The organism is Chryseobacterium ureilyticum (assembly GCF_900156735.1).
GTDB lineage: Bacteria > Bacteroidota > Bacteroidia > Flavobacteriales > Weeksellaceae > Chryseobacterium > Chryseobacterium ureilyticum.
This window is the reverse complement of record NZ_FTOL01000001.1, coordinates 153,492-177,967: the sequence shown is the minus strand read 5'-3', so window position 1 is coordinate 177,967 and position 24,476 is coordinate 153,492. Positions and strand designations below refer to the sequence as shown.

25 protein-coding genes are annotated in these 24,476 nt (G+C 35.3%); 10 read left to right on the top strand and 15 right to left on the bottom strand.

Annotated elements, in window-relative coordinates; all coding sequences use genetic code 11:
• Positions 1 to 104 precede the first annotated feature (104 nt).
• Positions 105 to 623 (bottom strand): pyridoxamine 5'-phosphate oxidase family protein, encoded by a 519-nt coding sequence (locus tag BW983_RS00800; protein ID WP_076549150.1) that lies wholly within the window; start codon positions 621 to 623, stop codon positions 105 to 107.
• A gap of 165 nt (positions 624 to 788) precedes the next feature.
• Here BW983_RS00800 and ahcY point away from each other — a divergent pair, with 165 nt between their 5' ends.
• The 4 genes from ahcY to BW983_RS00780 all read left to right on the top strand — a co-directional run bounded on the left by ahcY (position 789) and on the right by BW983_RS00780 (position 5,165).
• A complete protein-coding gene (gene ahcY, locus BW983_RS00795; protein WP_076549148.1) occupies positions 789 to 2,102 on the top strand; it encodes an adenosylhomocysteinase in 1,314 nt (437 codons plus the stop codon).
• 94 nt (positions 2,103 to 2,196) lie between these two features.
• On the top strand, positions 2,197 to 2,979 hold the full coding sequence (locus tag BW983_RS00790; RefSeq protein WP_139329196.1) for a hypothetical protein: 783 nt from the start codon (positions 2,197 to 2,199) through the stop codon (positions 2,977 to 2,979).
• Between the two features lie 346 nt (positions 2,980 to 3,325).
• Positions 3,326 to 3,718, top strand: coding sequence for an inner membrane protein YiaA (gene yiaA, locus BW983_RS00785; protein WP_065392731.1), 393 nt, complete (start codon positions 3,326 to 3,328; stop codon positions 3,716 to 3,718).
• Between the two features lie 124 nt (positions 3,719 to 3,842).
• Positions 3,843 to 5,165: a BspA family leucine-rich repeat surface protein gene (locus BW983_RS00780; protein ID WP_076549145.1), complete on the top strand. Its 1,323-nt coding sequence runs from the start codon at positions 3,843 to 3,845 to the stop codon at positions 5,163 to 5,165.
• Between the two features lie 53 nt (positions 5,166 to 5,218).
• Here BW983_RS00780 and purE read toward each other — a convergent pair whose 3' ends face one another.
• Positions 5,219 to 5,722 (bottom strand): 5-(carboxyamino)imidazole ribonucleotide mutase, encoded by a 504-nt coding sequence (gene purE / locus BW983_RS00775; RefSeq protein WP_076549144.1) that lies wholly within the window; start codon positions 5,720 to 5,722, stop codon positions 5,219 to 5,221.
• 237 nt (positions 5,723 to 5,959) lie between these two features.
• Here purE and BW983_RS00770 point away from each other — a divergent pair, with 237 nt between their 5' ends.
• The 4 genes from BW983_RS00770 (at position 5,960) to BW983_RS00755 (ending at position 10,639) form a co-directional block, all read left to right on the top strand.
• Entirely contained in the window at positions 5,960 to 6,865 is a 906-nt protein-coding gene (locus BW983_RS00770) for a DMT family transporter (RefSeq protein ID WP_076549142.1), read from the top strand.
• Positions 6,866 to 7,171: 306 nt separating this feature from the next.
• Positions 7,172 to 7,735 (top strand): hypothetical protein, encoded by a 564-nt coding sequence (locus BW983_RS00765; protein WP_076549141.1) that lies wholly within the window; start codon positions 7,172 to 7,174, stop codon positions 7,733 to 7,735.
• A 6-nt stretch (positions 7,736 to 7,741) separates the two neighbouring features.
• On the top strand, positions 7,742 to 9,865 hold the full coding sequence (locus BW983_RS00760) for a cation:proton antiporter (protein WP_076549139.1): 2,124 nt from the start codon (positions 7,742 to 7,744) through the stop codon (positions 9,863 to 9,865).
• A 108-nt stretch (positions 9,866 to 9,973) separates the two neighbouring features.
• Positions 9,974 to 10,639 (top strand): SH3 domain-containing protein, encoded by a 666-nt coding sequence (locus tag BW983_RS00755; protein WP_076549138.1) that lies wholly within the window; start codon positions 9,974 to 9,976, stop codon positions 10,637 to 10,639.
• Positions 10,640 to 10,753: 114 nt separating this feature from the next.
• Here BW983_RS00755 and BW983_RS00750 read toward each other — a convergent pair whose 3' ends face one another.
• The gene (locus BW983_RS00750; protein ID WP_076549136.1) at positions 10,754 to 11,866 is read right to left on the bottom strand and encodes a 5-(carboxyamino)imidazole ribonucleotide synthase; all 1,113 of its coding nucleotides are present in this window, start codon (positions 11,864 to 11,866) and stop codon (positions 10,754 to 10,756) included.
• A 24-nt stretch (positions 11,867 to 11,890) separates the two neighbouring features.
• Positions 11,891 to 12,442, bottom strand: coding sequence for a DUF1543 domain-containing protein (locus BW983_RS00745; protein ID WP_076550752.1), 552 nt, complete (start codon positions 12,440 to 12,442; stop codon positions 11,891 to 11,893).
• 97 nt (positions 12,443 to 12,539) lie between these two features.
• On the opposite strand from BW983_RS00745, the gene BW983_RS00740 reads away from it, so the two are divergent.
• Both BW983_RS00740 and BW983_RS00735 read left to right on the top strand, forming a co-directional pair.
• Positions 12,540 to 13,370, top strand: coding sequence for a sulfite exporter TauE/SafE family protein (locus BW983_RS00740; protein WP_065392724.1), 831 nt, complete (start codon positions 12,540 to 12,542; stop codon positions 13,368 to 13,370).
• On the top strand, positions 13,370 to 13,753 hold the full coding sequence (locus BW983_RS00735) for a DUF1634 domain-containing protein (RefSeq protein WP_076549135.1): 384 nt from the start codon (positions 13,370 to 13,372) through the stop codon (positions 13,751 to 13,753). Before BW983_RS00740 ends, BW983_RS00735 begins: the two co-directional genes overlap by 1 nt.
• A 1-nt stretch (position 13,754) precedes the next feature.
• Here the strand turns inward: BW983_RS00735 and gloA2 are convergent, their stop codons facing one another.
• From gloA2 to BW983_RS00680, 11 genes are all read right to left on the bottom strand, one after another.
• Complete coding sequence (gene gloA2, locus BW983_RS00730) at positions 13,755 to 14,132, bottom strand: SMU1112c/YaeR family gloxylase I-like metalloprotein (RefSeq protein ID WP_076549133.1); 378 nt, start codon at positions 14,130 to 14,132, stop codon at positions 13,755 to 13,757.
• A gap of 21 nt (positions 14,133 to 14,153) precedes the next feature.
• Positions 14,154 to 14,594: a nuclear transport factor 2 family protein gene (locus BW983_RS00725; RefSeq protein ID WP_076549132.1), complete on the bottom strand. Its 441-nt coding sequence runs from the start codon at positions 14,592 to 14,594 to the stop codon at positions 14,154 to 14,156.
• A 112-nt stretch (positions 14,595 to 14,706) separates the two neighbouring features.
• The gene (locus BW983_RS00720) at positions 14,707 to 15,762 is read right to left on the bottom strand and encodes a diphosphomevalonate decarboxylase (protein WP_076549130.1); all 1,056 of its coding nucleotides are present in this window, start codon (positions 15,760 to 15,762) and stop codon (positions 14,707 to 14,709) included.
• Between the two features lie 79 nt (positions 15,763 to 15,841).
• Entirely contained in the window at positions 15,842 to 17,611 is a 1,770-nt protein-coding gene (locus BW983_RS00715; protein WP_076549129.1) for an AMP-dependent synthetase/ligase, read from the bottom strand.
• Positions 17,608 to 18,621 (bottom strand): NAD-dependent epimerase/dehydratase family protein, encoded by a 1,014-nt coding sequence (locus tag BW983_RS00710; protein WP_076549127.1) that lies wholly within the window; start codon positions 18,619 to 18,621, stop codon positions 17,608 to 17,610. The genes BW983_RS00715 and BW983_RS00710 overlap by 4 nt, the downstream gene beginning before the upstream one ends.
• Positions 18,622 to 19,077: 456 nt before the next feature.
• Entirely contained in the window at positions 19,078 to 20,082 is a 1,005-nt protein-coding gene (locus BW983_RS00705; RefSeq protein WP_076549125.1) for an MvdD family ATP-grasp ribosomal peptide maturase, read from the bottom strand.
• Positions 20,075 to 21,031, bottom strand: coding sequence for an MvdC/MvdD family ATP grasp protein (locus BW983_RS00700; protein WP_076549124.1), 957 nt, complete (start codon positions 21,029 to 21,031; stop codon positions 20,075 to 20,077). Before BW983_RS00700 ends, BW983_RS00705 begins: the two co-directional genes overlap by 8 nt.
• Before the next feature lie 90 nt (positions 21,032 to 21,121).
• The gene (locus BW983_RS00695; protein ID WP_076549122.1) at positions 21,122 to 21,343 is read right to left on the bottom strand and encodes a microviridin/marinostatin family tricyclic proteinase inhibitor; all 222 of its coding nucleotides are present in this window, start codon (positions 21,341 to 21,343) and stop codon (positions 21,122 to 21,124) included.
• Between the two features lie 114 nt (positions 21,344 to 21,457).
• A complete protein-coding gene (locus tag BW983_RS00690) occupies positions 21,458 to 22,237 on the bottom strand; it encodes an alpha/beta fold hydrolase (RefSeq protein ID WP_076549121.1) in 780 nt (259 codons plus the stop codon).
• Between the two features lie 23 nt (positions 22,238 to 22,260).
• The gene (locus tag BW983_RS00685) at positions 22,261 to 22,980 is read right to left on the bottom strand and encodes a pyridoxine 5'-phosphate synthase (RefSeq protein ID WP_076549119.1); all 720 of its coding nucleotides are present in this window, start codon (positions 22,978 to 22,980) and stop codon (positions 22,261 to 22,263) included.
• A 151-nt stretch (positions 22,981 to 23,131) separates the two neighbouring features.
• On the bottom strand, positions 23,132 to 24,400 hold the full coding sequence (locus BW983_RS00680; protein ID WP_076549118.1) for a mechanosensitive ion channel family protein: 1,269 nt from the start codon (positions 24,398 to 24,400) through the stop codon (positions 23,132 to 23,134).
• Between the last annotated feature and the right edge of the window lie 76 nt (positions 24,401 to 24,476).

Genomic DNA, 24,476 nt, shown 5'->3' with positions numbered 1-24,476 from the left:
ATAAAACAAATGGAAATTTAGTTAGAAAATCTATGCAAAAGTGTGTTAACTGCCTGACTTAACTACGACAACCTCCAGCTTCCGTCTTCCAGCCCGCTTCTTATCTATTTAGACTGATGGTTTACATCATTTCTATGTTCAATAATTTCCAGATTAGCATCTACAAAATAAGCACTTCCGAATCCGTTTACATAAGAACCTTTTATCGGCTGTAGAGCAATAAGAATAAAATCTCCCATTTCAGAAATAACGTCTACTACCTTTCCGTGGTCTTCTTTCAATTTTGTCACTACAGTATTCCATGTTTCGGAGTCTCTTTCTATTTGTGAAGTTGCAGCTTCCAATGTCAAACGTTCACGGGCATAGATCTGTTTGGTAGCAGATTCATCTTCAATAAACATAACAGAAGTTTTTCTTCCTTCCGAAAGGTTTTTGGTATGTTTTGCCATAAAAGAAACCAGAATATAAAAAGTATTTTCTACCTGTACAAATGGCGCATAGCTGGAATTAGGATTTCCTTCTGCATCTACAGTGGCTAAAATAACACTCTTAGTACGATCGATAAGTTCTTTAACTTTTGGAGCTACAGGCTTTGCTTTTTTCTCTGTATGTGTATGATTCATAAGATATAATTTATGAGATAAAAATAGTTATTTAGATTAAGACTAAATAATTTTAAGCCATGTTTAATCTCATGAAACTGAAATTCATTTGTCGTTTTTTTATCTTAATTATAAATTGTAATTTTGCCTTTCGTAATCACTTGAATTAAAAATTATTCATTACATATGAGTACTACAACGCAATACGTTCCTTATAAAGTTAAGGATATCTCCCTTGCAGAATGGGGAAGAAAAGAAATTACCCTTGCAGAAGCAGAAATGCCAGGTTTGATGGCTATCCGTGAAGAATACGGACCATCTCAACCGCTTAAAGGAGCAAGAATCGCTGGATGTCTTCACATGACAATCCAAACGGCTGTGCTTATCGAGACATTGGTAGCTTTAGGAGCTGAAGTTACTTGGTCATCTTGTAATATTTTCTCTACACAGGATCACGCTGCTGCTGCTATTGCTGCTGCAGGAATTCCGGTATATGCTTGGAAAGGTTTAAATGCTGAGGATTTTGATTGGTGTATTGAGCAGACTTTATTCTTTGGAGAAGACAGAAAGCCATTAAACATGATCTTGGATGATGGTGGAGATTTAACAAACATGGTTTTTGATAAATACCCTGAATTCACAAAAGATATTAAAGGTCTTTCTGAAGAAACGACTACCGGAGTTCACAGACTTTATGAAAGAATGAAGAACGGAACTTTAGTAATGCCTGCAATCAACGTAAACGATTCAGTTACTAAATCTAAATTCGACAACAAATACGGATGTAAAGAATCTGCAGTAGATGCTGTAAGAAGAGCTACAGACGTAATGTTAGCTGGAAAAAGAGTGGTAGTTTGCGGATACGGAGACGTAGGTAAAGGTACTGCTGCATCTTTCAGAGGAGCTGGTTCTATCGTTACGGTTACTGAAATTGACCCAATCTGTGCGCTTCAGGCTGCAATGGACGGTTATGAAGTAAAAAGATTAGACACTGTAGTAGACAATGCTGATATCGTAATCACTACAACAGGTAACTTTAACATCGTAAGAGGAGAGCACTTCCTTAAGATGAAAGATAAAGCTATCGTTTGTAACATCGGTCACTTCGATAACGAAATCGATATGGCTTGGTTAAACGAAAACTACGGTTCTACAAAATCTGAAGTTAAACCTCAAGTTGATATCTACACTGTAGAAGGAAAAGAAATCATCATCCTTGCAGAAGGAAGATTGGTAAACTTAGGATGTGCAACTGGACACCCAAGTTTTGTAATGTCTAACTCTTTCTCTAACCAGACTTTGGCTCAGATCGAACTTTGGAACAACTCTGCAGCTTACGGAAACGAAGTATACATGCTTCCTAAGCACTTAGATGAAAAAGTAGCGGCTTTACACCTTAAGAAATTAAGCGTAGAGCTTGAAACGCTTTCTCCTGAGCAGGCTGAGTATATCGGAGTAGATGTAAAAGGTCCATTCAAACCGGAATACTACAGATACTAAGATTCATAAAAATATGATAAAATCCCACTATTTTGAAATAGTGGGATTTTTTTGTACCTCAACCTCAGAGCATTCTTTATTTTTGCAAAAAAACATGAAAAACTACTTATTTCTAGGGATGATGGGTGCAGTTGTATTCTTTAACAGCTGTAGCAGTAATGATGATAATTCGGGGCAAAAACTATTGCTTAGCAAAGTAACTACTGCTTACTATGATAATACTTCCACTCCTACTCCTGAAGAAATGATACTTGAATACAACGATAAAGGAGAAGTTATAAAAATTAAAACGACATATAATACTTCTGCATTCGAGTACAGCAATGGAAAGCTTGTAAAAAGCAGTCATTACAATAAAGAACAGCAACTAGAATATTATTCTGTTTCCAGCTATAATGGAGATCAGCTGGCAAATGTTCAGTATAACTATATGAATTCGATTAATAATTCTTCTGTTACATATGGCTATGACTCGAATGGTAAAATTATACATTCTACACATTGTGAATCTCCAGACTGTAAAGAGCCAACGACCTCTTCATTAGCCTATAACGGAGATAATATCACTGTAGAAACCAATAATTTTTGGGAAAGTAATACCTATAAAAGAGAATTTACCTATGACAATAAACTAAACCCATATACCAATGTCAACAAGTATCTGAGAATTATAATTGGTGGAGCATACGGCATAAGTATGAACAATTATATAACAGAAAAAATAACCCATAAAAGCAAAAATGGTGATTGGAGTAATAATCAAAATATCACTTACAGTATTCAGTACAATAGTTCTCAACTTCCCGTTCAGGTTATTGGAACAGAAGCCAATGGAAAAAAATATGTTCAATACAATTATGAATATATTACTCAATAAACCGATCATATAACTCTCCAATATCAGGAGAGTTTTTTATTAGTAGAAGCTATTTCCCGCTATACGTTCATACTCCTCACCCCAATACCTTCCCCACCCTATCCTACACCCTCCAACTCATGTTCCGGGGTAACCGCTACTATCGGGGCTAGAAAAAATTAACATTATAAATTTCCAACACCAAAAATCAGTTACAGTATTCAATAGGAAAGGGCTTTAGCCAAAACCTATCAAAAAAATCATTCCATTTTTTATCTCCATCCGTATTTTACCCATATTTTTTCAGCATTATAGTGAAATTAGCAAAAAATGAATATATTTAGCTTTTTAAACAAAACATTAATACATGAAAAAACAAAGAGTATCGAATGCATTCGTTGCAGCATCATGGGTCGCGTTAGGAGCAGGAATGATCGGTTACATTGTGGGACTTGCAAGAGCAGAAATGCAATTAAATGAAAAAGGCTATTATTTTACCATCTTATTATACGGTTTATTTGCAGTTGTTTCTTTACAGAAAGCTGTCCGTGATAAATTAGAAAACATTCAGGTAACTGATATTTACTATGGAATTTGCTGGTTTGCCACCTTATCTTCCATCGTATTACTTGCCATCGGACTTTGGAACGCTACCATACTTCCTAGTGAAAAAGGGTTTTATGCATTTGCCTTCCTTCTGGCTCTTTTCGGTGCTATTGCCGTCCAGAAAAATACAAGGGACAATATGCTTCAGGAATAACAAATTGAAAAAGCTCTGGTTTCGGAGCTTTTTTTTATTTATAAAATACAATAATACAGTCATTAAAATGAAAAATATACTAACATTATATTATTTAAGTATATTTATATCATAAACTAATGACATGCATAGAAAATTTTTACTATTTGTCTTTTGTACGCTACTTTTTCAGCTTACAAAAGCTCAAAACGAATTCATCACCGTATGGAAGCCACAAAATTCTCAACAAATTAAATTTCCGGGAAGAGGAGAAAATTTCAGGGTGTACTGGGAAGAAATTGGGTATTCTCAACACAACGGAACAATGGACAATGTCACCTCAACACTTGAATTCACTGTAAATTTCGGAACTCCTTTAAATCCTAATCCATCTCAAGCTACCTATCGAATCAAAATTAGCGATGGAAACGGTCATTTTGATCAGGTAAGGTTTTTTGATAACACAGTTACCCCGGCATACGTCCCTGCAGATAGGGTAAAAATCATTCAAATTGCACAATGGGGAAACATTAAATGGAAATCCTTTGACAATGCCTTTGTGTTCTGCAATGCAATGGACGTGACTGCCACTGATGCACCAGATCTCAGATTGGTTACGAATTTGAGAGAAATGTTTTATATCTGTAGCAGCTTTATAGGAAATCCGTCTATTAATAATTGGGATACCTCAACCATTACAGATATGTATAACATGTTTGGAGCTGCCTACTATTTTAATCAGCCTGTAGGAAACTGGGATACATCAAATGTAACCAATATGGCTTATATGTTTGACGATACTCTTTTCAATCAACCTATCGGAGCATGGGATACTTCAAAAGTAACAACCATGGAACATATGTTTCACCTTGCTCAGAATTTCAATCAGGAACTGGAAAAATGGGATACATCAAAAGTCACTAACATGAACGAAATGTTTAGCGGAACTGCTTTTAATAAAAACATAGGATCATGGAATTTAGCTTTATTGACTACCGCTACTGATATGTTTCATAATTCAGCAATGAGTTGTCAGAATTACGACAACACGTTATATGGATGGAGTTTAAACCCTTTAACGCCCAATAATATTAATCTTTCCAATACTTCTCCTTCTGTATATTCCAATCCGGGAGCTGTTACCGCAAGAAATTATCTATTGAATAATAAAGGATGGACAATTTCCGGTGATACCTACAACCCACAATGCCAATCAATACTTTCCACTTCCGAAACACAGAAAAAGAGCAACACAGGTATTTACCCAAATCCAGCAAAAGACATCATTTATCTTAAAAATATACTGAATCCTGAAAGCTATACAATTCATGATATGAATGGCAGAATGATTACAAAAGGACTTTTACATGCAGGCAGACTATCAGTGGAACCTTTACTTCCGGGGAATTATATAGTACGGATTATTACAAAAGACAAAGACCATACTTTTAAATTCATAAAAAAATAAAATAAGAAAGCCTCACTGAAACAGCGAGGCTTTATATTTACATAAGTTGAAAACTATTTATCAAAATGATTAGGATGTTGGTTTTTAATATCTGCCACTGTTCCTAAAACTTTATCTTTCAAAGAATCCTGGTATTGCTGAAGTTTTCCTGCAACCTCTTCGTTACCGCTTCCTAAAATTTTTGCAGCTAAAATCCCTGCATTCAACGCTCCGTTTAAAGCTACTGTCGCTACAGGTATTCCACCCGGCATCTGAAGAATAGACAGAACAGAATCCCATCCGTCAATAGAATTACTGGATAAAATCGGGACTCCGATCACTGGAAGCGTTGTACAGCTAGCTACCATTCCCGGAAGGTGTGCCGCTCCTCCAGCTCCTGCGATAATTACTTTAAGCCCCCTTTCCTGAGCTGTTTTTGCGTAATCGAACATTCTTTCCGGTGTTCTGTGCGCTGAAACTACGGTCAATTCATATGGAATTTCTAGGCTTTTAAGGAAATTTGCTGCCTGTTCCATGATCGGCAGATCACTCTGACTGCCCATAATAATACCTACCATCTTCAATTTTTATTAGATGTTCAAAGATAAAAAATTTAAAACTGTAGTTAAAATTTAAAATTAAATTTTAAAATACAAATCAAAAACACAGAATAGATTTAAATAATCAACTACATTATCAATAATAGTATAAAAATTCACTTTTCTAAAATCTGTGTCTGTAAAAAATAAAGCAACTGAATCCATAGCATTTAATTTTAAACCGGTAAATTTGCACATTACACTACTTTTATTCCCTTGAAAGATTATAAACTTATTTTTGCCGTCCTTACTGTTGCTATTGTATGGGGAACCACATTTTTAGCTATCCGTATCGCCGTAGAAACTATTCCTGCATGGTTTGTTGCCGGAATTCGTCAGCTTTTTGCTTCAATTATCATGCTTTTCGTACTTCTTTCAAGAAAAGAGTTCAAATGGATCGGCTGGAAAAATCTTAAATATCAGATTATCTTTTCTTCACTGATGCTGATCATAGCCAACGGAATGGTAACTGTAGCCGAAGAAAGCGTTTCCAGTAGTCTTGCATCACTTATCAGTGCCTGTGCTCCTATTCTGGTATTTTTAGGGAGTCTTGCTATTGGTTTACAAAAATTCAGTCTTCGCGCTATGGCAGGAGTTCTGATATGTTTCAGTGGAGTCCTTTTCGTTTTCTGGGATGGGCTTAAAGACCTTGCAAACCCAGATTACAGAACCGGAATGCTTTTCCTTTTCTGTGCCATTTCAGGGTGGGCTTCAGGAACCATTTTCACCAAAAAGCTGAATATTCAGAGCGGTAATATTACCTTAAACCTGTTTTATCAGTTTTTATTTGCAGGGGTTGTTCAAATCATCTTTGCTTTTCTGTTTTCTGAAAATTATAATTTTGGAAACTGGACGCTGAAAAGTATTTCAGCAATGCTATATCTTTCTATTTTTGGATCGGTAGCTGCCTTTTTTGCTTTCCACTATGCACTCACGAAGATTTCTCCTGTACAGGTTTCTATATTAGCTTATATCAATACGATCATTGCTATTTTTCTGGGTTGGCTGATTATGGATGAACAAATTTCTTTCAAATTTATTATTGCTACGGCACTTATTATTTGTGGTGTGTTTATCATTAATTACAAACCGGAAATGTTCAAGAGACAGAAAGTTGCATAATTTAATATTGGATTACGCAAAGGCGCGAATAAGATTGCCTGCATAATGTTTTAAGACGCAAGGATTTTATCTGCGACAAAATTGTATACTGTTTATTAAATGCCAGGAATACATCATTTACACCGCATCAAACCTATGTCTCTATGCGGTCAAAAAATATCAATCTGTTAATAAAATGATTGTTTTGAACTATGGGATTTTATTCGTGCATTAGTGCTAAAAATAGATAGTTCTATGAAGTTCATATAAGGGTTAATTTGCCTCGTTTTTATTTTTTTCCTATATTGTATACTCAACCTATACGATATGCTTAAAAACACATTTTTTATCCTTCTTGCAGCTTCATTTCTTTTGATGAGCTGTGATTATAAGGAAAAGGAGAAAAACCTGACAGACAGAGAAAAACAATTATTAGAAAAGGAAAAAACATTTGCTAAGAAAGAATCTGAATATCAGTCGCTCCTAAAAATGAGAGACAGCATTTTCACAAAAAAAGATTCGGTAAAGGTAGCGGTATGGCCTGCTGAGATTTCCGGAGCCTGGAACGGGAAAGTAATCTGTACAGAATCCAATTGCAGCGATTATGCAGTAGGTGATCAGCGTACAGACCTTTGGGAATTCGATAATGATTCTACACAGCCTATTACCAAAATCATAAACAACAATAATCTCGTAAGACTTTATTCCGGCAAGTTTGAAAATAATGAAATCAAGCTTTCTTTCAAAACAGATTCTACTGCTAAAAAGAATGTCGAAATGAGTGTTCTTCTTAATGATATCTCTGACAACAAAATCAAGGGAACCAGAACCATTACTTCTGACGGCTGCACAGCTAAGTTCTCTGTTGAATTAGTACGTTCCACAAAATAAACACATATGATTTTACTGAGTATACACAATCTGAGTCTTCCTATAGAAGATCCGGTGCTGAAGTTCCTATTGGTACTCGTCATCATCCTTGCAGCTCCTCTACTACTGAATAAAATTAAAGTTCCCCACTTGCTCGGGCTTATCATCGCCGGTGCCATCATTGGTCCTAACGGATTTAATGTTTTGTCAAGAGACAGCAGTATTGTAGTGACAGGAACTACAGGACTTTTATATATCATGTTTCTCGCCGGGCTGGAAATTGATATGGGAGATTTCAAGAAAAACAAGTGGAAAAGTCTCACCTTCGGGCTCTATACCTTTATTGTCCCGTTTGTATTAGGCTATCTGGGTGGGTATTACCTGCTTCATTTCTCTATGTTGACTTCCATATTATTTGCGAGTCTTTTCTCTTCTCATACCCTTATCGCCTATCCATTGGTAAGTAAGTTGGGAATTGCAAAAAATAAAGCCGTCAATATTACGGTTGGTGGTACCATGATTACAGATATTCTTGCCTTATTGGTACTTGCCATAATCGTAGGAATGTCTCAGGGGGATGTGGGAACAGAATTTTGGGTTAAATTATCCGTATCATTTATTGTTTTTGCATTGATTGTACTTATTGTTTTCCCCATCATAGGACGTTGGTTCTTCAAAAGGGTTGATGATAAAATTTCCCAATATATTTTTGTACTGGTGATGATCTATCTTGCGGCAATGCTTGCTGAACTTGCGGGTGTAGAAGCTATTATCGGTGCCTTCTTTGCTGGGCTTGCTTTAAACAGACTGATTCCTCATACTTCTTCTCTGATGAACAGGGTAGAATTTGTAGGAAATGCTATTTTTATCCCTTTCTTCCTTATCAGTGTAGGGATGCTGATTGATTTTAAAGTGTTTTTCAAAAGCTGGGAAACTCTTGAGGTTGCCGGAATCATGCTTGTAGCTTCTATCGGAGGGAAATATCTTGCTGCCGTTGCTACACAAAAAACCTTCAGACTCACTAAAGAAGAAGGAAAACTGATCTTCGGATTAAGTTCTGCTTCTGCGGCGGCAACACTTGCTTCTGTAATGGTAGGTTATAACATTATCCTTTCTGAAACTGAAACGGGAGAACCTGTAAGATTATTAAACGAACACGTTCTTAACGGAAGTATTTTATTGATCCTTATTTCATGTACCATTTCATCTTTCATCTCTATGGCTAGTGCTCAAAAGATTGCTGAAAGTGATAATGAAGATACCGTTTCCGGAAACAGTCATGAAGAAGAGAATATATTACTGGCGATCAATCACGAAGAAACCGTTGAAAGAATGGTGAATCTTGGAATTCTGATCAAAGCCCACTCCAATACGGAAGATTTATTTGCTTTAAATGTCATCAATGAAGATAAAAACGAGTCTTCAGTAAAGAATGCGGAAAAATTACTACACCAGGCAGCAGATACCGCAGCAGCGGCAGATGTGAAATTACAAGCTCTCAAAAGATACGACAATGACGTCATCAATGGAGTTAATAATGTAATCAAAGAACAGAATGTTACCGATCTTATCATTGGACTTGAGGATGAAAAAGGGTTCTCTCCTTCTTTCGTATACAATCTTTACAATGGTTATCTTCAGAATGATGATGTAAATGTATTGGTATATCACGCTGCACAACCTCTTTCGACTATTAAAAGATATGCTGTGATGATTCCTGAAAATGCACATAAGGAAGCAGGATTCTTCCATGCACTTTTAAGGGTTTGGAATATTGCCAGAAACTCTGGTGCAACCGTTGTGTTTTACGCTCCTGAAAACATTTTGGATATCCTTCAGAAGATCATTAAAAAAGCCAATATAGAAGCTGAATTCATCATCATGAATACATGGCAGGATGGTGAAAGAACGGCAACTCAGCTTAAAGATGATGAAGCACTTATCATTTTTATGGCAAAACGCGGAATGCAATCTTATATTCCTAGAATGAGACTCATCCCTGAGCTATTAAACAGATATCTGAATGACAATAATTACCTGTTGATCTTCCCATTCTCCGAATATGATAAAAATAGCCCGGAAATACGTTCTGTAGGTAATCACGGGGATTTCATGGAAATTGGAAATGTGATTCAGAAGATATTTAAGTAAGGAAGAAAAGAAGCTGGAAGTTAATGAGTAAGATAAATAGTCTTCTGTTATTTTTCCAGCTTCCAACTTTCAAATAATAAGTCTAATTTTGTTTAAAATTAAAATTCATTGAAAACAAAGAAGATATTCCTTTTAGTATCAGCTTTAAGTGTACAATTATCATTTGCTCAGTTTGCAAAAATTGTAGATAAAGACGGCTATGTCAACGTAAGGGAAAATGCAGATGCAAACAGTAAAATCATCGGAAAGCTTAATTCGGATGAGATTGTCTATATATTTGAGCCTGACAATAAGAATTGGGCGAATGTAAGCAATGGGTATGTTCATAATTCAAGACTGAAATATATAAAATCGTATGAATCTGTTCCGCCAACGGTTCGTGATGCCAACAAAGCAATTTTTAAATCAGGAAATATTAAAGTAAATATCGCTTCCGGAAAATTTAATTTTAAGGAAAATGAAAAAGACTTTACTTCTACGTTAGATGGAGATTACTATAAAGAACAGCAGGTTTGGGGATTAGACGGAACCATTCCTAAGACACATTATCTTTCTATCACGGCACAAATAGGCGACAAAACAGTTCAAATTCCAGCCAAAGAAATTGAAAATCTGTTTCAGGTTGATAATAAAAATACAACTTGTTATTATGACCGCGCCAATGATATTTTATACATATCCATGCTGAATTCTGATGGTGCAGGAACTTACGTGGCTCTTTTTACAATTGAAAAAGGTGAATATAAAGGAAGAACTTTGGAGATTCCTTTTTAAAAATGTCTGTCGCTGATTGAGCAAATTCAGCAGATAATTTTGGAACCTGAGAGAAATAGAAAAACAAAAATAGCTGTAGAAAACACTACAGCTATTTTATATATTTTAATTCAGTTATTCTGAAATCACCCTGATCATTCCCTTCACTTTCACAAGTTTTTCCATCAACTCTTCCCTGCAATCTGCAAGAACATTGATGTGCCCCATTTTTCTTCCAGGCTTAGTTTCTGTTTTTCCATATAGGTGAACATAAGTTTCCGGTAATTTAAGAACATCTTCCATTCCTTCGTATACTACCTTTCCAGAGTAGCCTTCTGCTCCTACCAGATTCAGCATTCCGCTGTAAGTAATGGCATCTGTATCTGCTAAAGGAAGATTCTTTACCACACGATACATCTGTTCAAATTGTGAATTTGTATTTCCTTCCTGAGTCTGATGCCCTGAATTATGTAGTCTTGGTGCTGTTTCATTCACCCAAATTTTGCCTTCTTTATCAAGGAATAATTCAATGGCAAACAGTCCCGGAGAATTTACTGCATTCAAAAATTTTTCTGTAATTGCATCAATTTGCTCCTGAACATCTTCTGTTAACAAAACCGGACACACATTAAAATCTAATAAATTCAGTTTAGGATCGGCAACCATTTCTGTTACAGGGAAAGTATTAGTTTCTCCTTTTTCATTTCTTGCAACGATTACAGAAAGTTCTTTGTCAATATCAACCATGTTTTCGATCACAGATGCTTCTTTCCATAGATTCTGGAAATCGTCTTCTGTTTTAATAACCTGTACTCCTTTTCCGTCATATCCGCCGGTATTCATTTTCTGAACGAATGGCAAAGGCATGATGATCTTTTCATCGCTGTTCCAAACCACCTGGAATTCAGGGCTTGGGATATTATGAGCTTTATAAAATTCCTTCTGAAGAATTTTTTGTTGAATAGTTTTAATAATATTGGCATTCGGAACCACTCTGATTCCCTGCTTTTCCAGTTCTGCCAATGCATCAGCATTTACGTGTTCTATTTCAATGGTTACAACGTCTTTATCTTTTCCAAAATTCAGAACGGTTTCATAATCATTGAAATTTCCTTGCGTAAAATATGAGATATTATGGCATGGTGCATCAGAAGCCGGATCCAGAGTATAAAACTCATCATCATACTTCAACGCACTTTGTATCAACATTCTTCCCAGCTGTCCGCCTCCCAGAATTCCTATTTTCATTTCTTATTTTTATTAGATTTACTCTTATTGAATTTTATCAATTTTTAAATAACCCAAGCCCATTGGATTTTCCTGATTTTCAGCATCAGATTTTGTAAGAATGATAGAATATTTTTCTTTCATTGCTTCCGGAAGAATATCATTCACATTGAAAATATCATCAATATCTACCCCATGCTTATCATCAATATGGCTTACAGCTCCTTCAAATCCCATCGTCTGGTAAAATTCTGTAGCTTTTGCTCTCTTTACAATTTCACCCATTGACTGTCCCACCATTAAATGCTGCTCATGGAATTCTTCAAAAAAACCAGGTTTGTACCCTCCCAAATTAAGAAAAAACAACTGATTTTCAGATACCATTTCTCCTTTTTCAACGATCTTCACTTCATATCCGTCAGCAAATCTTACTTCCTGATAACAATCCAAATGGATCTTACCTTCTGCCTCTTTCCAGAAGTCTTTCATATCAGGAACCAGGTCCTTTAGACTTTCTGCAATCCCGAAAAACACATCGTGCTGTTCAATATTACGTCCTTTAGGGGTTGCCCCAAGGATGACATAAAATAATTTCATTTCACTTTTCATGCATGCAAAAATACGTTAAATTTATCTTTTTCAAATGTTTGGCAGACTACTACAATAATTTTATATTTGTAACATTAATTGTAGTATGTCAGAAATCATCATACTCTTCTTTGGCGCTATTTCTGCGGGTCTTTTGGGCTCACTTACAGGGCTGGGAGGGGGAGTTATCATTATTCCTTTATTAACGCTAGGTTTTGGCGTTCCAATGCATTATGCTATCGGTGCTTCTCTTATCTCTGTAATCGGAACTTCTTCCGGTGCTGCTGTAGCTTTCGTTAAAGAAGGTTTTACCAATATGAGAGTCGGGATGTTTCTCGAAATAGCAACCACAGCCGGTGCTATTGTAGGTGCCTTGGTCTCAGGAATGCTTAATCCAAATACAATCGGAATTATTTTCGCAAGTATCCTTCTTCTGACCGTTGTTTTAAATCTTAAAGGAAAACCTGACCACCAGGAACCTTTGATCAAAGGAAGTTTAGAGGAAAAACTAAAACTATACGGAACATTCCCTGATAAAGGAGTTTTAAAACATTATTCTGCAAGAAATACCGTTCCGGGATTCTTTATGATGATGTTTGCAGGAGCAATGTCCGGGCTTTTAGGAATAGGTTCTGGCGCATTGAAAGTATTGGCAATGGATAATATGATGAAACTACCTTTCAAGGTTTCTACTACAACAAGTAATTTTATGATTGGGGTAACCGCTGTGGCAAGTGCTCTGATTTATTTCCAGAGAGGTGAAATCATTCCGGTAATTGTAGCCCCTGTATTGATTGGGGTTGTAATAGGAAGTTTCATAGGATCAAAAACCCTGATGGTATCAAAGACCAAAAAACTAAAAGTATTTTTTGCGATTGTTATTACCATTCTTTCCATTTACATGATGTATAACGGTATCAACAAAAGCTTCAGATAATGAAAAAGAATTTTACAGACGTTGATCTAAACCGCTCCGTAGGAAATCTTTTGAGATTGGGCGTTATTCTATCTGTGGCAACTTCCCTGATTGGTTTTATTAAACTGTTCACAGAAGGTTTTGTAATGCCTGAGAAATATACCAGCCTAGTGGTAGGCACTTCTTCTGAGAAAGTTTGGGGTCAGTTTTGGGATTCTTTATGCAAAGGAGAAGGAATGGCAATCATTCAATTGGGAATCCTGTTATTGATCTTTACGCCATTGATGAGAATTATTTTCGCTTTAATAGGCTATTTAAAAGAAAAAGACTACGTATATGTAGTCATTTCTTCAATTGTCCTTGCTATCATGGCGGTGAGCTTCTTTGCAGGCTACGCACATTAATTTACATTTCATAAAACTCTAACGGTAACTGATCCGGGTCTTGGGTAAAGAAAAATTCTTTTCCTGTGAACTCATCAATTCGAATTTCTTCGCAAACCAGACCTTTTTCTACCAATTCGTTTCTTTTTCCTGTTATATTTTCAACGGAAAAAGCCAAATGTCTTAAACCACATGCTTCCGGGCGGGAAGGTCTTTTGAGAGGATCTAGAAATGAAAAAAGTTCGATGACATAATGTTCTCCAATTGCCAGATCTAGCTTGTAAGACTGCCTTTCTTCACGATACACCTCACGGATAATATTTAAGTTTAAAATCTCTGTATAGAATTTCTTTGATACCTCATAATCTGAACAGATAATCGCTATATGGTGAATCTTCATTTTATATTTTTTTCTTTCTTATTATTTAATTTCTTTACAGTTTTCTTTTCTTCTGGTATCAATAATATATTGGATTTTCCATTCATTATTCTGTTTAACCAGCTGAAAGCTATTGGCTCCACAATGTGAAAATTTTCCTTTCAGGTAAAAGGAATATGGAGTAAAAACACTTGCCAGATTTCCATCGACATGAATAGCATCAATGATGATTTTCTCTTCCAAATCACCTGCTGAGAACTTGGATATGGAAGCAATAAAGTCCTGAACACTATCACTTTTCACCATACCATCTTTTGTAATGGTCTGCATAATTGCATTTTCTGTAAAAACACTTTTAAGAAGTACAGGATCAGCATTTTTCATCCCAAGAAACAGATTACGGACAGGCTTTTCAATATCCTGATTCTGTTGTCCGAAAAAGAATCCACCTAAGAGAAGAAAGATCGCGGTGATTTTGTTCATAGTTTTTTTTTATATCATAAAAATAAGGAAAATATGTTTGGGCTAAAGCCTTTGGATTTTATAAATAAAAAAGTGGGCTAAAGCCCACTTCTATTGAATATTATATTTGTCTTTAAAACCTCATCACATCCTTCACTACCCCATTCTTTTGAGTGTGCTGCAATAATTCTCTTTCAATAAATGTCTTTATCTTTTCTTCTGAACCGTTGCTTGGAAATAGTAAGTGTACGTTTGCTCCGGCATCCAGCGTAAAGAATAATGGTAATCCTGTTTCTCTTCTGAAATCCCATATTTTATTAATTACCTCAAGAGTTCCTGTCTTCATCAGTATAAATGCAGGATCACTCATCATCATCATTGCATGAAGAGTAAGCGCTTCATGTTCTACCAGTTTAATAAAGCTTTCCATATCACCCTTCTTTAAAATTTCCTTCATTGGAACGAAATTCTCTCTTGCTTCCTGAAATCTTCTTTCCGCATAAGGATTTGTATTCATCAAACCGTGTCCTACCGTTGAAGAAACACTTTTCTGCCCTTCATGAATCAGTAAAACCCAATCGTTGAAGTTTTTGAATATTTCATGAATTTCAGCATCAGGATATTGTACAGCAAATAGGTCGGAACTTCCTTCTACTTCTTCAGTTTCTCCCCATACAATAAGCCCGTTGTATAAACTTCTGCATGCACTTCCACTTCCTAATCTTGCCAGAAATGAAGCTTTTTTCAGAGATTCTTCTTCTGAAGTTTTTCCGGAAAACTCTTCATCCAGTGCCATCAGACATTTTGCAATAGCTCCAAAGCCTGAAGCTGAGCTTGCAATTCCCGAACTGTGAGGAAATGTATTTTCTGTTCTGATAATGTATTTTCCTTTCAAAATCCATGGAAGATATGGCTCAATATTTCTAAAATACTTTTCGATTTTTTCAGCAAACTTCACTTCTTCATTTCCCGCCAGAAAAGTCTGAACAGAAAATGGTTCATTTGCCAGAAATTCCATACTTGTATTGGTTTTACAATGATTCAAAGTATAGCTGACACTTGGATTCGCCGGAATCTGGTTGTCATATTTCCCCCAATATTTAATCAATGCAATATTAGATGGACAACTTTCTGAAACTGTTTGTGTATGAATGGTGAAATTTTCTTTTCCTATAAATTGTGTTGTCATAGTTTAATTTAAGTGATTGAGACTTGACCGCCCAGCTTTTAAGTGTTTAAAACTTTTGCCTTTGTAGTTTTCAAGTCATTTAATACATCTTCTCTATTATATCTGCATATTTTTTAAGAACCACATTTCTTTTCACTTTCAATGTAGGAGTAATTTCTCCCGTGTTGATGTCAAACTCTGCTGGCATTAAAGTAAATTTCTTTACTTTTTCATAGTCGGCAAGATGACTTTGTAATTCTTTGATCTTTTCTTTATAAAGATGGATTATCTTCTCATTTTTTACAGCATCCTCCCAATTGGTAAAAGGAATATTATTCTTTTTAATATAATCCTGTAAGAATTCAAAATTCGGAACAATTAAGGCTGAAACAAACTGTCTTCCTTCTGCTACCAACATGATTTGCTGGATAAAATTATTATTGGTAAGAAGATTTTCAATCTGCTGCGGAGCAATGTATTTTCCGTTGGAAGTTTTCATCAGATCTTTAAGCCTGTCCGTGATGATCAGGTTTCCTTTATCATCCAGTTTTCCTGCGTCACCGGTTTTAAACCAGCCGTCTTCTGTAAATACTTTCTGAGTTTCTTCAGGTCTGTTATAGTACCCTTTCATGATTCCGTTTCCTCTTGCCTGGATCTCATCACTTTCTCCGATTCTGATCTCTACACCTGGCAATGGTTTTCCACTGGTAGCATGTTCAAAATGTGTCAAAGGGAAAAGTGTTAAAGTAGCTGTCGTTTCAGTCAATCCATATCCGACAGTCACGTGGATGCCCACAGATTCGAAAAATTTCGTCACTTCAGGAGATAATGAAGCTCCTCCACAAGGTAAGAACCATAATCTCCCACCCATTTTATTTTTGATCTTACTGAAAACCAAAGCATCAGCGATAGATTGTTTGAATTTTAATCCAAAAGGAATTGGTCTTTCATTTCTTCTTAATTCAGCAGTTTCCCATCCGGTTTTTAATGCCCAATCAAAGATTTTTTCCTTTAATGGTGATCCTTCTTCAGCTTTTTCTAATACTCCTGCGTATACTTTCTGGAAGAATCTAGGCACAGCACACATGGCTGTAGGTTTTACATCTTCCAATGCTTTCGCTACATTTTTTGGATCTTCTAAGAAATAAACTCTTGCTCCACCGTATAAACACAGTAAGCTCCAGCTTCTTTCAAAAACGTGACTTAATGGTAAAAAAGCCAGGGAAAGTTCTTCTTCAAAATTTTTAAATTTAAAAAACTCAAAGTGGGAATCGAATGCCTTAATGAAATTTCCATGAGTAAGCATTACTCCTTTTGGTGTTCCGGTGGTTCCGGAAGTATAAATCAATGTAGCTGTATCATCGTTTTCTCTTTTGCAGATTTCCAGTTCCGAGGAAGAGTTTGCAATAAAGTCTTCAAGATAAAAGCTATTGAATTCTTTCTTAATCCATACTGCTTTTTTAGAAACAATGATGGTTTCAAGATTATTTTCTTCTTTCTGTAATATTTCCTGACAAGCATCATACTGCATCTGATTTCCAACCAGAATTACCTTTGCCCCTGAATCATTTATAATATATTCCGCCTGTTCAGCATTGTTTGTAGAATAGATAGGAACTGTAATAGCTCCAATAGCCATTGCTGCCAAATCTACAATCACCCATTCGGAAGAGTTATCCGAATAGATTGCCACTTTATCGTTTTCCTGAACTCCTGCTGCTTTGAATGCATTGGCTGTTTTAAAAATAATTTCACCAAATTTTTTCCAGCTCAGTTCTTTCCAGGCTTCATCTTTCTTTTTAAAACCGATTGCCGCTTTTATAGGGTGTTTTTCTACGTTTTTAAGGATTATTGCCTCTGCAAGATTCATTTCTTCAGCTTTTTGTCGTTAATATAATTGTTCAGGTGAAAGTCTATACTTTCTTTTGTTGGAATAAACTGATAGTTCAGTTTTTCCTTGACTTTGTGATTGGAAATGGTATTGAATGAAGAGATAGCTTCAATATTCGATTCTGTAGCCATTCTCAGTTTTGGAATCAGCCATCCTAAAAGGGTGTTGGCTAGTTTTCCAATATTTAATTGAGACCTCGTCAGAATTCTTGCCTCTTTAAGACCTAATCTTGTTCTGATCTGTTTTGCTAAGTCTGCGTATTTATTATTTTCGGAAACAATAATAAATCTTTCTCCAAAAATATTATTTTCCATCAGTTCGATGGCTGTTTTTGCAACATCTCTTACGTCTACATAAGCAGAACCGCCTTCAAATGTAAAACTGTTGTCTTCAAAAGTTGAAAAAAGTTCACCACTGCTTTGGGTCCAGTTTCCACTTCCTATGATCATTCCAGGATTGATAATCACCACATTTAAACCTTCTGCAGAAGCTCTCCATGCTTCCATCTCAGATAAATGTTTGGAAATAGCATACGCAGAATGTTCCAGTTTCGGATTAAAATCAGACTCTTCGTCCAGCTCTCCTTTTTCATTAAAATTATCTAAAACGGCAACAGAACTTACATGAAGAAACTTTTTAACATCGGATCCCTCACAGGCAAATAATAAGTTCTCTGTACCTTTAATATTGGTATGATACATTTCTTTCTCATCCTTAGGATGAAAACTTACTTTTGCGGCACAGTGATAGACCTCATCTACATCTTTTAATGCATCATTCAATGAATTCAAATCATCAAAATCAACATTTACCCATTCGATTTTATTGAAAAAATCATCCGGATTATCTATATAAAAGCTGTATGAATGCCTTACTTCGTTTAAATTGCTACCCGGTCTTTTGGAAGCGCGCACATTTTTACCTCTTTTAAGAAGCTCCAGCACGATTATTCTTCCCAGAATTCCGGTTGCACCCGTTACAAAAACCATTAATTATTTTACTTGATTGCTGACTAAAATATGACAATATTTTTTATCCGGCAATTCTTCAGGTTCCTGCAAAAGTTCCATTGAAAAACTGCTTTTGCAAATTTGCGATTTTTAAAGCAAAATTCAAGTTTATTTAACCAATATTATCATTCTGAAAACGATAAAACTTGAATTGAAAAAGTGAGCATCTTTATTTTAACTCCAAATTAAAGATTTAACGAAATCAAAAGACATATTTTTTTTAACACTTAAGATACTTTCAAGTTAAAAGCTGGGTGGATGAGAAGAGTTTTATAAAAATCTCCGCTTTTCCTGAAGATCACAACTGAAGACTTGAAAATCTTACTCCTTTGGAAGAGCTTTAAATTTTTTACAAAATGGTTTTAATATAAATCTCTTTAAAAGCAAAAAGTCCTGAAAAAACTTCCAGGACCTGATATTAAAAGAATATTTTATTTAAGCTAAAACCATATTATTTCTTCTCGGAGCTTTATCACAAAGAAGGTCTGCAATACTTTTAGAGATAAGATTTCCTTCTGTAAGATTATCCAGCCAGAAAAATTCTCCTGCAGCATTGATCTCAATGAAATAATACTCATCTTCAGGGGAAACGATCATGTCAATAGCTCCGTAATCTACATTGTAAACATCAAGAAGGTCCAAAAGTTTTCCTTCGATATCTTTCGGAAGCTCTGTTCTGGTCCATTTATCGATTAGATTAACACCGTCTTTCCTCCAATCCACTTTAGCATCTTCAAATTGCTGAGAGTCTACTTCAAAAGCATAAACATCTCTACCAACTACAGTTATTCTAAGTTCTTTTTTCTTTTCAATCATTTTCTGAAACTGCATCGGACAATACAAAAGTGAATCCAGTTCCTCAAGCTTATCTTCATGAACAACATTAGTAAACACAACGTTTTCCACTCCGTCTTCATAGATTGCAAATCCTGTCTGCATCTTTGCAACAACATTTTTATGTTTTAAAATAAATTTTCTAGCATCTTCAGGATTATTGGTAAGGCAGGTTTCCGGAATGGTAAGTCCTATTTTATCAGCAATCTTCAGTTGCTCTTCTTTACTGTCCAATCTTCTGTAAACACTAGGTTTTCCTAATGCATAAGCATCCACAGATTCAAGGAAGCCAAACAATGTATTTCGGATCTCTCCCATAGCAGCCCCAAAGAATTTTGGGTCTAATTCTTCTTTCAAGTCTTTTCCAATATTATAAGCTCTACGGTACCAAACCGCGGAGATATCATCGAGACGATACTTTGTTTTGGAAGTTTCAAGAAAACTTACCCATTCTCCGTCCTGAAATACAGTGGAAAGTTTATTTTGCAAAGGATATAAATCAACATCGAAACGAATGACCTTACAGTTATTCTTATCAATATATTCTGTTACTTTTTCAATTGAAAAATTGTCTGCTGTATGTGTTATAATTAAAATTTTATTCATGGAAATTGATTCGGTTTATAAGGTTATCGGCGATTCTTTCTGCTATAGGAAAGCCCAGTTCTTTTTGCAGCATTCCCCATTCCCCCTGCGGATTAACTTCGAGGAAATAATACTTCCCATCTTTTCCTTTTATCATATCAATTGCGCCCATATAAAGTCCCATTTCTTTCATCATGAAAGTCAGGTTTTCTTTGATATTTTGCGGCAGCTCATAATCTGACCAGAAATAGCCTTTCTGGCTTACTCTCCAGTCTGCATTTTCACTGTTGTTAATTTTACCTGTAAAGAATTCTCCGTCTATATACATGATACGCAACTCATACTCTTTTTCAATATAAGGTTGAAAAATCATTGGGCAATAAACAATATCCGAAAGATACTCCAATGTTTCTTCTTCAATAATCATAGTAGAAATCAGATTTTCACCATTCATTGTTTTGATTGTAGCATCATGAAGTTTTGCAATCGCTTTTCCTGAACAATACTCATGGAAAAAAGCTTTTACTTTCCCTTCATCATTGGAAAAAATGGTTTTCGGAATGGTAAGATTATTCTTTTGAGCAATTTTCAGCTGAAGCATTTTGTTTCCATCCATCTTTTTTTCCTTTTCATAAGGATTGATCCATGGAATATCTTCAAGAACAGTGAAAAGATTATAACGAAGACTAGTATATTCTTTTAGAAAAACGTTTTCATAATCCTGATCCAGTTCTTCAGGAATACTTATTCTCCATGCTTTTCTATGCCATACTCCCTGAATATCATCAGAATGAATCCCATTACCGGATTCGTCAATGATCTCAAACGAGTTTTGATCAACACTTATTTTCTGAAAGTGATTCAGCTTGTCTGAGTTCAGTCTGAAATAAGGTATGTTTTTGGAAGAAAGATATTCAAAGAAAAGATCTATAGTATAAAAATCCTGCGAGTGGGTGATACAGAGAATCATTTGCCAGTTTTTATTAAAAAAGGAAACTTAAATAGTTTAAGTTTCCTTATTATTACAATTTTGTTAATATGTTACTATAAATAGTCCATTTTACAATAAAATAGCATCATCATCACCGTCAGAAGGATACTTCATAGTATGTTCCAGGTCTGTTGATGGAGAGGTTACAGTATCTACGCTAGGTTTTGTAATAACGTCTCTTTCCGGAATAGTAATGATATCAGTTCCTCCTTTTACAGTTTCAGGATCTTTAATTTGTTTTTCAAGAAATGCAGCGAAAAACGGCTTCTTTTTTGAATTTTTGTTTTCCATAAGTAAATATCTTTGATTTTTTGATAATCTAAAATACACAATTTTCAACTTATGGAGAAATATTTTTAGATTTTAAGAAAATTTTAACATTTACTCAAAATAAAGCGTAAATAATTAATTCAAACCAAGAAAATCTTTAACAACGTTAGCGAAATCAATTGGATTTTCTGCCTGAACCCAATGTCCTGCATTTTGTACAGTAACAATTTTTGCTTTAGGGAACTGTTGCTTTATTCCAAATTCATCCTGTGGTAAGATATAATTGGATTTTGATCCTGCAATAAACAAAGCTTCACCGTTGAATACTCCAAACTTTACAGCATTAGAAACGAATTCAGTATATTTTTCTGCTAAGGTTTTAAGGTTAAATCTCCAGTTCAGCTTTTTATTATCATCCCAATAAAGGTTCTTAGTTAAAAACTGTATCGTAGATTTCTCCGGAATATATTGATTCAAAACAGCTTCTACATCGTTTCTTGACGAAACAGTATTAAAATCCACTGTTTCCAAAGCTTTAATAATCCCCTGATGATGTGGAGGATATGCTTTTGGTGAAATATCAACAACGATTAATTTCTCTACTCTCTCAGGATATTTTATAGCAAACTGCATTACCGCTTTCCCCCCTAAAGAATGTCCTAAAACATGGGCTTTCTGAATCCCGTAATAATCCATATAACGTACAATATCATCCGCCAGATCATCGTGAGACATATCATCTGAATGGAAGCTTCTTCCATGATTTCTAAGATCAATCAGGTGTACCGGAAGATATTCTCCAAGGTCTTTTCCAAAGCTTCCCCAGTTGTCAAGCATTCCAAATAATCCGTGAAATACCAAAAGTGGCGTAGCTGTAGATTCTTCGCCAAATATTTTTGAGTTTAAGATTTCCATATTTTAAATGTTACATGTGAAAATTACCATTTTGCTAATCTCTTCAAATAAGACTGAACTGTATTTTCCAATCCCATATATAATGCTTCAGAGACCAAAGCATGACCAATAGAAACTTCCAACAGGTTCGGAATGTTGTCTGCAAAATATTTCAGATTCTCTAAGCTTAAATCATGTCCGGCATTGATTCCTAATCCGAATTCATTTGCCACAACAGCTGTATCATAATAAGGTTTTATCGCCTGTTCTTTATTGGAAAGGTAATTTTTTGCATATGCTTCTGTGTACAGCTCAATTCTGTCTGTTCCAGTTTTTGCGGCATACTCTACCAATTCCGGCATCGGATCAAGGAAAATTGAGGTACGGATTCCTGCATTCTTGAATTCAGCAACGATTTCTGTAAGATAGTCTAAATGTTTTTTGGTATCCCAACCGGCATTTGAAGTAATGGCATCATCTGCATCAGGAACTAAAGTTACCTGCTCAGGTTTCACATCTAAAACCATATCAATAAAAGACTGATGCGGATTTCCTTCAATATTAAATTCAGTAGTTACAAATGGTTTCAGATCATAAACGTCTTTTCTTGTGATATGTCTTTCGTCGGGTCTTGGGTGAATGGTAATTCCCTGTCCTCCAAATTCCTGAATTTTAATAGCTGCTTCTGTCACACTTGGTGTTTCACCTCCTCTAGCATTTCTTAAGGTCGCAATCTTATTGATGTTTACGCTTAGTTTTGTCATGTTTTTATTTAGATATTAGACAAAGGATGTTAGAACCTTGAAGTTGGATGCTGGGAGTAATTCCAGACTTATTACTTCTTTTTTGATGTTCTAATTCCATTATCACTTAAGTTGAATTTATTTTTTTTGAGTAAGTATTACCTTTCTCTTTTTATACTTTTACACTTACCTGCATTACTTGAAGCTCAAACTCTTTTGAAGCTACCAGCAAATGATCAAAAATATCTGCCTGAATCTGTTCAAAGTGTTCCCATTTGGAATCATTTGCAAAACAATAGATCTCAAGAGGAAGTCCTTGTGGTGTAATTTCCAGCTGACGAACCATTCTTGTGGCATTTTTCTCTACATCAGGATCATTTTCTATATATTTCTGTGCATAATATCTGAAGACTCCGATGTTGGTTAATTGTCTTCCGTTAATCGTTTTATCGTTATTGCTCAGGCTTTCTTTTTCTCTTCTTATTTCAACTCTTTTCTGCTCAAGATAATCTGCAATAAGATTAATCTCTTTTAAGCGGTCAATATCTTCTTCGTTAAGAAATTTAAAAGAATTGATGTTAAAATAAATAGATTTCTTAATCCTTCTATTATTGGATTCAGACATTACCTGCATATTTTTAATCTCCGTAGTGAGGAAATCATAGGTAGGAATGGTAGAAATTGTTTTATCAAAATTGGTGATTTTTGTAGTCAGAAGGCTTATTTCTGTAATATTTCCTTCTATGCTGTATTTGGGAATGCTGATCCAGTCTCCTACTTTAAGATTCTTGGACGTAGCTACGTGAATACCGGTAACAAATCCCAGAATAGTATCTCTGAAAACAAGTACTAAAACTGCTGTTATTGCCCCAAGACTTCCTACGATTGTAGTTCCTTTGATCCCGAAGATTACACAAAGTCCTACAACAGAAAACACAAAAATCCCTAAGATTTTCACAGTTTCTGAGATGGCATTGAGTGCCATTATTTTATAAAAATCCTGCTTGATGGAGAAATAATTCCTGAATGCAGACAATGATCTGTAAAGCATTCCCGCAAGAATCATTACTAATCCCAGATTAATACATCGTATGATGAAAATGGTTGTTTTAGGTAAAGCTCCTTCGGGAAATATAGATCCCTGTATCCCTCCTGCAATGGTAAGTGCTATAAAATGAGCAACGGAATTGGTGATCTTAGACTGATAAATTGATTTCAGAATCGGAAATTTTGTTTCATCATGAAAAAGACGAAAAACAAAATTGATGGCAAACTTCAGTACAAAATCTACAATCAGAAATACAGCACAAAGCAGCGCCAGCTTTACAATTATATGAATCACCCAATCCAGCCCGGTAGGAGAAATCTGTGTGATATAAATGTACAACTGTTCGCTTAATTCCTGCAAATAGTTCCTGGTATCTTGAAGGTCATCTTTCATTACAGCAAATTTATAAAATTAAGAATGATGAATTTACTATTCCCAATCAATTTTCATCCCAAATTTTAAAACCTTT